Annotated in this window: 10 protein-coding genes and 1 pseudogene; 8 read left to right on the top strand and 3 right to left on the bottom strand. The window is 54.4% G+C overall.

The genetic code is table 11. From position 1 onward, the window contains the following. From PHV74_12345 to PHV74_12315, 7 genes and pseudogenes are all read left to right on the top strand, one after another. A partial coding sequence (locus PHV74_12345; protein MDD5095146.1) for a heterodisulfide reductase occupies positions 1-433 on the top strand: 433 nt, incomplete at its 5' end. Next, on the top strand, positions 433-1,299 hold the full coding sequence (locus PHV74_12340) for a CoB--CoM heterodisulfide reductase iron-sulfur subunit B family protein (GenBank protein ID MDD5095145.1): 867 nt from the start codon (positions 433-435) through the stop codon (positions 1,297-1,299). The genes PHV74_12345 and PHV74_12340, both read left to right, overlap by 1 nt. 13 nt (positions 1,300-1,312) lie before the next feature. Continuing rightward, positions 1,313-4,651, top strand: a complete 3,339-nt coding sequence (locus PHV74_12335) for an FAD-dependent oxidoreductase (protein MDD5095144.1) — start codon at positions 1,313-1,315, stop codon at positions 4,649-4,651. A gap of 9 nt (positions 4,652-4,660) precedes the next feature. After that, on the top strand, positions 4,661-5,149 hold the full coding sequence (locus PHV74_12330; protein MDD5095143.1) for a hydrogenase iron-sulfur subunit: 489 nt from the start codon (positions 4,661-4,663) through the stop codon (positions 5,147-5,149). Continuing rightward, positions 5,142-6,125, top strand: a pseudogene (locus tag PHV74_12325) (oxidoreductase). Before PHV74_12330 ends, PHV74_12325 begins: the two are co-directional and overlap by 8 nt. Then, on the top strand, positions 6,122-7,627 hold the full coding sequence (locus PHV74_12320; protein MDD5095142.1) for a Ni/Fe hydrogenase subunit alpha: 1,506 nt from the start codon (positions 6,122-6,124) through the stop codon (positions 7,625-7,627). Before PHV74_12325 ends, PHV74_12320 begins: the two are co-directional and overlap by 4 nt. 124 nt (positions 7,628-7,751) lie before the next feature. Further along, a complete protein-coding gene (locus PHV74_12315) occupies positions 7,752-8,444 on the top strand; it encodes a cyclic nucleotide-binding domain-containing protein (GenBank protein MDD5095141.1) in 693 nt (230 codons plus the stop codon). Between the two features lie 299 nt (positions 8,445-8,743). Here the strand turns inward: PHV74_12315 and PHV74_12310 are convergent, their stop codons facing one another. The 3 genes from PHV74_12310 to PHV74_12300 all read right to left on the bottom strand — a co-directional run bounded on the left by PHV74_12310 (position 8,744) and on the right by PHV74_12300 (position 9,497). Continuing rightward, positions 8,744-8,929: a hypothetical protein gene (locus PHV74_12310; protein MDD5095140.1), complete on the bottom strand. Its 186-nt coding sequence runs from the start codon at positions 8,927-8,929 to the stop codon at positions 8,744-8,746. Positions 8,930-9,004: 75 nt separating this feature from the next. After that, on the bottom strand, positions 9,005-9,181 hold the full coding sequence (locus PHV74_12305; protein ID MDD5095139.1) for a hypothetical protein: 177 nt from the start codon (positions 9,179-9,181) through the stop codon (positions 9,005-9,007). Positions 9,182-9,365: 184 nt separating this feature from the next. Continuing rightward, positions 9,366-9,497, bottom strand: a complete 132-nt coding sequence (locus PHV74_12300) for a hypothetical protein (GenBank protein MDD5095138.1) — start codon at positions 9,495-9,497, stop codon at positions 9,366-9,368. Between the two features lie 162 nt (positions 9,498-9,659). On the opposite strand from PHV74_12300, the gene PHV74_12295 reads away from it, so the two are divergent. Beyond that, entirely contained in the window at positions 9,660-9,884 is a 225-nt protein-coding gene (locus PHV74_12295) for a hypothetical protein (GenBank protein MDD5095137.1), read from the top strand. The last annotated feature ends 164 nt before the right edge of the window (positions 9,885-10,048 follow it).

Genomic DNA, 10,048 nt, shown 5'->3' with positions numbered 1-10,048 from the left:
TACCCCCCGCCAATTGTGGCGGCTGATTCAGCTTGGCCTCAAAGAAGAAGTCCTGACCAGTAACTCCTTCTGGCTGTGCACGGCCTGTTACGCATGTACCTTGCGCTGCTTGCGCGGTATCGCGTGTACTGAGACCATGTCCTCTTTAAAGCGGATGTCGGTGAAGGCAGGGATGGAAAGCGTCAGTTCCAGCGCCCGGTTCTATGAGGCCTTCAGGGATACGGTGCGCAAGCATGGGCGACTCCATGAAGTGGAGATGATGACCTCTTTCTTTGGCAAGTCCAAACGCCTCGGGGCTGTGGGATACACTCGTCTGGGATTCACCCTGTGGCGCAAAGGGAAAGTCTCCTTGAATCCCTCGGCGGCAAACATTAAAGGGCTCGATCAGATAGAGGCGATCTATCGTAAGGTCGAGGAATTGGAGGCCAGGTGATGTGGTACTCGTATATGCCTGGATGCAGCCTTCTCTCCACCGCTCGGGGGTATGACACTTCAGCTAGGGCTGTGATGAGAGAACTCGGCGCCGAACTTGTGGAACTGGAGGACTGGAACTGCTGCGGCGCCAATGCCATTGAGTCCTTGAGTTATCTGCTCTCTGTGGCATTACCCGCTCGCAATCTCGCTCTGGCAGAGCGGGAACATCGCGACCTGGTGACCAGTTGCAGTTCGTGTTTCTTGAACCTCTTCAAGGTGAACCGTCGCCTTCAAAGAGAGCCCGCTCTGAAAAGCCAGTTGAGTGAAATCCTGGGGGCAGCAGGATTGAGCTACTTTGGAACAACCAAGGTGCGCCATCTGCTCGATGTGGTGGCCAACGACATCGGTGTGAAGGCAGTGGCCGATAGGGTGAAGAATGAACTTGTTGGATTGAAGGTTGTGCCATACTACGGCTGCCAGACCGTGCGACCCTATGGCGAATATGATGGACCTTATCTTCCCACCTCGATGGATGGGCTGATTGAGGCTGTGGGGGCTGAGACATTTCCCTACCTGTGGAAGACGAAGTGTTGCGGTGGGGTTCTGATGACCACTGAGAAAGCGATCGGCATGAACCTGGTGGGCGAGCTTCTCGCCGCCAGCCAGGGAGCGGACTGCATTGTGACCGTCTGCCCCATGTGTCAGATGAATCTGGACGCGTATCAGAGGGATATTTCCCGACACCTCGGCGTTCATATCCACATCCCGGTGCTCTTTTTGACCCAGTTGCTGGGCCTGGCCTTCGGGCTGCCTGAAGAAGACCTGCTCCTTCGACAGAATATCGTGCCGGTTAACGGCCTGCTCCGTGAACTGCAGAAAGTATGAATGAGGTGGCAAGATGAACGACAACGGAGTCAAGATAGGCGTTTACGTTTGTCAGTGCGGCATCAACATCGCATCCACTGTGGATGTGGAGACGGTGCGGGCTTTTGCCTCTACTCTGGACAAGGTGGCCGTGGCCCGCCAGAACCAGTTCATGTGCTCGGAGCCGGGCCAGGAGATGATCAAAAAGGATATCCGCGAACTGGGGCTCAATCGAGTGGTGGTGGCATCCTGCTCGCCTCGCATGCACGAAGTCACCTTTCAGGGAGTTCTCCGAGACACCGGCATAAACCCGTATTATTTCGAGATGGCCAATATCAGAGAGCAATGCTCGTGGATCACTACAGACACCGTCGCAGCAACCGAAAAAGCCAAGAGGCTGGTTCGGGGAGCTGTAGCCCGTGTTGCCTGGCAGGAAGCGCTGGTTTCCCGAGAGGTGCCGGTGATACCCAAGGCGTTGATCGTGGGTGGAGGGATTGCCGGAATACAGGCGGCTCTCTCCATCGCTGATGCAGGCTATCACGTGTATCTGGTGGAAAAAGATGCCTCTATCGGCGGGAGGATGGCACAACTGGACAAAACCTTTCCCACTCTGGATTGTTCCGCTTGTATTCTGACTCCCAAAATGGTCTCGGTGGGGCGTCATCCCAACATCACTCTGTTGAGCTACAGCGATGTTACTGACGTATCGGGGTATGTGGGCAATTTCAAGGTCAAGGTCAAAACAAAACCCCGGTATGTTACGCTGGGTGCCTGCACCGGATGCGGCGAATGTACCAAGGTTTGTCCGGTGGAGGTCCCCAGCGAATTCGATATGACGCTGGGCAAGAGAAAGGCGATCTACCGGCCCTTTGCTCAAGCCGTGCCCAGCACTTTCGTCATCGATAAGAGAGAATCTCCCTGCAAACTGACCTGCCCGGCGCACATCAAGGTTCAGGGGTATGTCGCCCTCATCGGCCAGGGGAAGTTCAAAGAAGCGCACAACTTGATCAAAGAGGACATCGCCTTTCCTTCGGTCTGCGGCAGGGTTTGTCCGCATCCCTGTGAAAGCGAGTGCAGACGCAAGGATGTTGACCAGCCCATTGCCATCGCTGCTCTGAAGCGTTTTGCTGCCGATCACGGGCGTGAAGATGCTCCTCCGGTTCCCGTCGAGCGGACCAGAAAGGAAAAGGTAGCGATTGTGGGAGCGGGACCGGCCGGTCTCTCCGCTGCTTACGATCTGGTGAGAATGGGTTATGGCGTCATTGTTTTCGAATCGATGCCGGTAGCCGGAGGCATGCTGGCCTGGGGAATTCCCGAGTATCGGCTTCCCAAGGACGAACTGAATAAGGAGATCAACGATATTCTTGGCCTGGGTGTGGAACTCAAACTCAACGCTCGTGTGGACGATGTGGAATCGCTCCTAACTGGCGATTACCAGGCAGTGTTCATTGCCACTGGGACTCCTCTGGGGCAAAAGATGAAGGTGCCTGGCGAGGAGATGGAAGGCGTATACGACGCCATCGATTTCTTGAGAATGGCGAACCTGGGGCAGGAAGTGAGGGTGGGCAGGAAGGTGGCAGTTATCGGTGGCGGGAATTCCGCCATCGATGCTGCCCGGATGGCCCTCCGCAAGGGAGCTGAGGAGGTGCATATTCTGTACCGGCGCGGAAGGAAAGACATGCCCGCTATTGATGAAGAGGTGGAAGCCGCCGAGACCGAAGGAATCCGCCTGCATTGTCTGACCGTTCCCATCCGGATAGTGGGGCAGAACAACAAAGTGGTTGGCCTTGAATGTGTCCGCAATGAACTGAAAGGGAAGGACAGGAGCGGAAGGGGTATCCCCCAACCGATTGCCGGGTCGGAATACCGCATGGATATCGATACGGTGATCGAGGCCATCGGTCAGATGCCGGACCCGCAGATATTCTCCGCCGCTAAGGGCCTGGCTACGGCGGGACAGAACGCTATCGCCGTCGATCTCTCCACCCTGGCTACCGGAGTGCCGGGGATATTCGCCGGAGGCGATGTGGCCACCGGAGCCGGAACCGTTATCGAGGCCATCGCCAGCGGGAAGAGGGCGGCGGTCTCCATCGACCGATACCTCCGGGGCGAAAACCTCAAAGAGGGCCGAGTGAAGGAGACGCTCAAAGCATCGGATATCAAAGTATCTATTCCGTCTGACATCCGTGAGGCACCGCGCCAGAAGATGCCCCAGCTTCAGCCCATGGAGAGGAAGTCCAGCCTTAATGAAGTGGACCTGGGCTTCACTGAAGAAATGGCTATTGCGGAGGCCGCGCGCTGTCTTAGTTGTGCGGTCTGTTCCGAATGCCGGCAGTGCGAGTCGGTCTGTTTGCCCAAGTGCATCCATCACGATATGAAAGAGGAAGAACTCGACCTGGAAGTAGGCGCCATTCTACTGGCCACAGGACATGATTTCTTCCAGGCGAATCTGGTGCCGCAATACAACTACGGACGGTTCCCCAATATCATCGAAAGCATGGAGTTTGAACGCCTCTGTTCGGCGAGCGGACCGACGGGTGGCAAGGTGCTTCTGTCTGATGGGAGGACGCCTGAGTCCGTGGCGATCATTCACTGCGTAGGCAGCCGCGACTATCACACCAATTCCTACTGTTCCCGGGTGTGCTGTATGCATGCCATGAAACAGGCTCATCTGGTAAAAGAGAAGACCGGCGCCGATGTGTATGAGCTGTACATTGATATTCGTGCCTTTGGGAAGGGATACGAAGAGTTCTATGAGCGAGTGCAACGCGAGGGCGTGCTCTTCATCAGAGGAAGGGGTGCTGAGGTGCTGATGCAGGGTAATAAGCTGGTGGTCAAAGCCGAGGATACGGGCTTGGGCCGTCCTATCACTTTACCCGTGGACATGGTGATCCTGAGTACCGGTATGACGCCGCGTACCGATAGTGAAAAGGTGGCCAGAACCTTCCACGTCACCCGCGACCGGCACGGCTTCTTCCTGGAATCCCATCCCAAGTTGAGGCCGTTCAACTCCAACACCGAGGGGATTTTCTTCGCCGGAACCTGTCAGGCGCCCTGGGATATCCCGGATACCGTGGCCCACGCCGGTGCAGCTGCGGCTGAAGTCCTTTCCCTGCTGGCTCGGGGTAAGGTATCCATCGAACCTCTGATCTGTCAGGTCGATCCCGATCGGTGCGCGGCCTGTCTCGTCTGTGTCTCTCTTTGTCCTTACTCCGCCATCAGGGTGAACGCCGATGGCGTATCGGAGATCAATCCCGCTCTTTGCAAGGGTTGCGGCGTATGTGCCGCTGCGTGTCCTTCCGGAGCAATCACGGCCAAGCACTTCAGCGATCGGCAAATCTTTGCCCAGATCGAGGGCGTATTGGCGACATAGGGAGGAGCTATGGCTGATCTTTTTGAGCCCAGAATCATCGGTTTCATGTGCAACTGGTGCGCCTATGGCGGAGCGGACATGGCCGGAACTTCACGCCTCAAATACCCGACGAACGTGGATGTGATCCGGGTGATGTGCAGCGGACGGATCGACCCCAGCTTCATCCTCAAGGCGTTCCAGCTCGGGGCGGATGGTGTGCTGGTCTGCGGATGTCACCCCGGCGATTGTCATTATGCGGAAGGAAACTATAAAGCCGCCCGGCGCATACCGGTGCTCAAGAAATTGCTGGAACAGTTCGGCATAGAACCGGAGCGGCTGCGTCTGGACTGGGTTTCGGCTGCCGAAGGCGAACGGTTCGCCTCGATCATCAACGAGTTCACCACGCAGATCCAAAAGCTCGGGCATCTTCCCATCAAAGAAGAACTGGCGAGCGGGATGAAAAAACAGAGTGTCCCGGAACTGGCTGTCTCTGTGGCAGGAGGGGGTCATCATGGCTAAAATGAAGCTGGCGCTTTACTGGTCTGCTGCCTGCGGAGGGTGTGACGTGGCTGTGCTCGATATCAACGAGAAGATCATCGATGTGGCCAATCTTGCCGATATCGTGTTCTGGCCGGTAGCCATGGACTTCAAGTATCACCACGTGGAGGCGATGGCGGACAAATCGATTGACGTCTGCCTTTTCAATGGCGGCATCAGGAATTCGGAGCAGGAACACATCGCCAGATTGCTTCGAGACAAGTCGAAAGTTTTGGTGGCCTTCGGCTCCTGCGCTTGTTTCGGCGGCATACCGGCACTAGCCAATCTGACCTCCCTTTCCGAAATCATGGAGAGAGTCTATCTCACGACGCCTTCAAGTGTAAATCCCGGCAGGGCTTTTCCTCAAACTGAGACAAATGTTGCCGAAGGGGAGCTGACATTGCCCAGACTCTATGAGGACGTGATGACTCTGGAACAGGTGGTACCCGTAGAGTAGTACTTCATGCCCGGATGTCCGCCCACTGTCGATCTCATTTTGAAGGTCGTGGACGCGCTGGCTACCAACAGCCTGCCGCCCCCGGGCGCGGTGATCGCCTCGGAAAAGACTCAATGCGACGAGTGCAACCGGAAAAAAGAGGAGAAGAAGATATCCCGGATATACAGAACCCACGAGATCATCCCCGATCCGGAAAAGTGCCTCTTGGAACAGGGGTTGATCTGTATCGGCCCGGCCACCCGTGCAGGCTGCGGCTTGCAGTGCATTAAGGTGAACATGCCCTGCCGCGGCTGCTTCGGCCCTCCTGCGGGCGTAGTCGATCAGGGGGCCAAGATGCTCAGCGCCCTGACCTCTATCTACAAAGCCGATGAAGATGAAGAGATTGCCCGGATGCTGAGTGAGATGCTGGATCCGGCAGGCACCCTCTACCGGTTCGGCATGTCCAGCTCGTTGCTGTACCATAAACGCCGCAAGTCGCCGCTGGAGGTTGGTGCAAGATGAAAAAGATCAGCATTGATCCCATAACCCGGTTGGAAGGCCACGGCAAGATCGAAATCTTTCTCAATGGCGATGGCGAAGTGGCCAACACCTATTTTCAGATACCGGAACTGAGAGGGTTCGAGAAGTTTTGTGAAGGGAGGCCGGTGGAGGAACTGCCCCGGATTGTGCCTCGCATCTGCGGGGTCTGACCGGGCGCGCATCATATGGCCTCGTGTAAGGCCACAGACGCCGTGTACAGTGTCAAACCTCCTCCGGCGGGTAAGAAGCTGAGGGAGTTGTTCTACTGCGCCCACATGATTCACTCGCACATCGCGCACTTCTATGCGCTGGCTGCCCCTGATTTTGTGGTCAGGCCGATGGCCGATCCTGCCGAGCGCAATATCTTGGGCGTGATCGGCAAGGTGGGACTGGAGGTTGGGGGAGAAGTGATCAAACACCGTGCCTATGCCCAGGATATTCAGACCTCGATTGCCGGAAAGGCGACGCATCCTATCGGCGGCATTCCCGGCGGTATGAGCAAGGCCATCACCGAGGAACAGCGAAAGGACTTTGAGGAAAAGGCCAAATCGTGCGTGGAGTTCGCCAAGTTCAGCCTGAAGGTCTTCAATGACGTTGTGCTTGCCAACAAGCAGTACCTTGACTTGATCCTGGGTAACGTTTACACCATGAAGAGCTACTACATGGGCCTTGTGGACGCTAATAACAAAGTCAATTTCTACGATGGGGATGTTCGTGTGGTGGACGGACAGGGCAAGGAGGTGGTCAAGTTCAAGCCGTCGCAGTATCTCGATTATATTGCCGAGCATACCGAGCCCTGGACGTATCTCAAATTTCCGTTCCTGAAACCGGTGGGGTGGAAAGGGTTTGTGGAGGGAAAAGATAGCGGTATCTATCGAGTGGCGCCTCTGGCACGGCTCAACGCAGCCGATGGGATGGCTACACCGCTGGCCCAGGAAGAATACGAGAAGATGTTCACCACACTCGGAGGCAAGCCAGTTCATGCCACTCTGGCAATGCATTGGGCCCGGCTGGTGGAATTAGTCTATGCGGCGGAGCGGATGCTTGAGCTTTGCCGGGATAAGGAGATCACCAGTCCCAATGTTCGCACCATTCCCACTGCCATTCCCAGGGAAGGCGTTGGCATTGTGGAAGCGCCTCGTGGCACTCTGATTCATCACTATCAGACGGATGAGAAAGGACTTGTGACCGGAGTGAATCTGATCGTAGCCACGGCGCACAACTATCCCGCGATGCACATGTCCGTCAAGAAGGCCGCCCAGGGGCTGTTCAAGAAAGGTTCGGCAGTGAGCGAAGGCTTGCTGAATATGGTAGAGATGGCGTTTCGCGCTTATGATCCCTGTATGGCATGTGCCACCCACTCGCTTCCCGGACAGATGCCGCTGGAGGTCATTATCCGCGACAGTAACGGAGAGTTGGTTGAGAGATTGAGCCAGCATCTGGAACCGCGCCAGATCAGAGTTACTGTGGTTCATCAGCCATAGGGAGCTGTTTCGGGAAATGTGAGATGCAGTGTCCCGTTGCCTATTCAGAGTGATACTTTTAGTATTGGAATGACCATCCGCTCGAGGACATCCAAATGGATTGTCAATTTTGAGGAGGTATGCCATGGCCCACTGGATGTGTACGAGTTGTGGCTATTACTTTCAGGGGGCCCAGCCCCCGGATGCCTGTCCAGGCTGCCGTCTATCCTGCGCTTTCAATAATGTCACCTGCTATCGACCGGAATGCGGAGGAGAGAATAACCTGGACCCTCTTCTGGTAGGCGCTACATTGAGCCTCATCACCTCAGGGCCCCAGGAATCTAAGGCGACACCGGAAGCTAAACCCAGACCGGGATTAGCCGCTATGGAAGCTGTTCCCATAGCTCAAATCATGAGTGGGCTGAGTCTAGAGCAGCGGGGCCGGATTTCCGGACTGGGGAAAATCCGGATCTATGAACAGGGCGATCTCATCTGCTCTGAGGGGGATGAGGCGAAAAGACTCTACTTGATCGAGGATGGCCAGGTGGCTGTTCAATCTGAGCTCAGCAAGGGATTGCGCATTTCCATCACCATCGTGTTGCCGGGTCAGGCTTTTGGCTGGTCAGCAATAATACCCCCTTATCGGTACACTGCCGCGGTGGTGGCATTATCTAGAGTGCGAGTCATAGCTATTGAACGAGATGCCCTGCTGGCATTTATGAGGGATCATCCGACCGAGGGACTCACGTTTATGCAAAATGTGGCCGGTATAATTGCCTCGCGGTTGCGAAATGTGGCTCAGGAGCTGGCAGGCCTGATTCAGCAAGGCACTCGCTAGCTGCTCAGCCTTGGGATGATAAAAGGCAAGGAGGTTAACAGGCTTTTATATCTGGGTTGAAGTGCCATCGACCGCTACCGATATTTTCCGAAGGGGATTGTCCTTTAGAAGATTTCGCTGGAACAAGCTGAAAGTTGCGGGCGCTTGGGGATGTTATTACCCTTTGTCTCGCGTCTCTACTCATGACGAAAAGGCAGGTGATCGATCAATCACCTGCCTTCTATGATCCTACCCATTTGACATTCTCACCCCTCCCCCGACCAGCCAGCCCCCCATCTGAATTCATATTGCACTCCTGTTCATATCCTGCCCTTGGCTCGTTTCACCTTTGGGGGTCTGATGATGCTGTTGATATTCCTTTTGCTTCTCATTCGTCTCCGATCCCGTAACATCGCATAAGACCCGCCTAACAGCAAATACAAAGCAACGATTACCGGGAAGAGAACGATCGGCAGGGTCAGTGCCAGAGTCGAACCCGTATTCATGATCATACCTCCTTCAAGAATATGATAGATCTGTTTTTGGCTGATGCGAATTGGGAATACTGCTTTTCGAAAATTCTACCTTGACGCCTTATCGCTGAAGTCCCAGTTACCGGGTTGCCTTCCCAAGGTCTTGTGAGCCCCGTGCGGTTTAGATTCGTCCCTTCGCGGTTCTTTGGTGTTGAATGATGCCACGGGGAGCAGTATCTTTGATGCGAGCATTTTTGACACGTCTGCCGCCACCAGATATGGCATGAATTATGCTGTAGATACTTCCAACCAGAAAACAACTCACATACAAGAGGGGAAACAACACGATCAGCAAGCCTGTTGCCAACAATAGCGTTGTACCCATAATCGCACCTCCTTGACGAATGGGCGATACTTTTTTCGCCTGATGTGAATCGACGCGACTTCTTTCAGATGCCTTACTCTTAGCTTAGAGTCCTGCCGTGATTTCCACAATGGAGGAAACGACTATCGATTTCAGAAAAACTGCCCCAATTTTCTCAGAAAACTTACCCATTTCTGGATGATCGCCGATTGTGACGCCTGTGATCTCCACTGTCATGTGCTCTTCCCCAGATCAGATTGGCAGCCGGGAGGGGAATCATGGCGTCACTAACTGTCAGGTTCTGCTCGGTTTTGGTTGACATGTTTTTTCACAGCCTCTATACTCACAATCAGGATAGAGACGATGCCTTAGAATTGCTACAGTCGTCCTTTTAAGCCAATGAAGCGGATGATACTGGGTTTCGTTGCTGTTCTTTTTGATGCTTGGGACATTAATCGTACGTTTAGTGACTATTCTGACTGGCAAAAATTTCATACCCTTTCTGAACCAAATCCGCTTGAAGATTTTTGGATTCTGATCCTTAGATGGATTGTAATTGCCGTCATCAGTATGCTTTTCTTTTTGTTTGGGTTTCTCGGGTGGAAAAATAGAGACAAAAAGTAGCATCAGAAAGCCGATCATAGATAGTGCTATGATTATCGTAAAGTGGGTATGCACTTTACTCAACCGGCCACAAAATGTAGTATGTAGGCATGGAAGAGTCTGTTCATCCTGTTTCTGGCATTGATTATCCCGGGACATTCCAGGAATTTGACCGATGGTTTACC

This window comes from Dehalococcoidia bacterium (assembly GCA_028711995.1).
Taxonomy (GTDB): domain Bacteria; phylum Chloroflexota; class Dehalococcoidia; order SZUA-161; family SpSt-899; genus JAQTRE01.
Note: the sequence above shows the minus strand (reverse complement) of the source record. Positions and strands in the feature narration are given on the sequence as shown.

Bases quoted from the DNA above. Each gene is read 5' to 3' on its own strand.
- PHV74_12340 (MDD5095145.1), top strand. From the start codon at position 433: ATGTGGTACTCGTATATGCCTGGATGCAGCCTTCTCTCCACCGCTCGG.
- PHV74_12295 (MDD5095137.1), top strand. From the start codon at position 9,660: ATGAAGCGGATGATACTGGGTTTCGTTGCTGTTCTTTTTGATGCTTGG.
- PHV74_12330 (MDD5095143.1), top strand. From the start codon at position 4,661: ATGGCTGATCTTTTTGAGCCCAGAATCATCGGTTTCATGTGCAACTGG.
- PHV74_12305 (MDD5095139.1), bottom strand. From the start codon at position 9,181: ATGCCATATCTGGTGGCGGCAGACGTGTCAAAAATGCTCGCATCAAAG.
- PHV74_12300 (MDD5095138.1), bottom strand. From the start codon at position 9,497: ATGACAGTGGAGATCACAGGCGTCACAATCGGCGATCATCCAGAAATG.
- PHV74_12310 (MDD5095140.1), bottom strand. From the start codon at position 8,929: ATGAATACGGGTTCGACTCTGGCACTGACCCTGCCGATCGTTCTCTTC.
- PHV74_12335 (MDD5095144.1), top strand. From the start codon at position 1,313: ATGAACGACAACGGAGTCAAGATAGGCGTTTACGTTTGTCAGTGCGGC.
- PHV74_12315 (MDD5095141.1), top strand. From the start codon at position 7,752: ATGGCCCACTGGATGTGTACGAGTTGTGGCTATTACTTTCAGGGGGCC.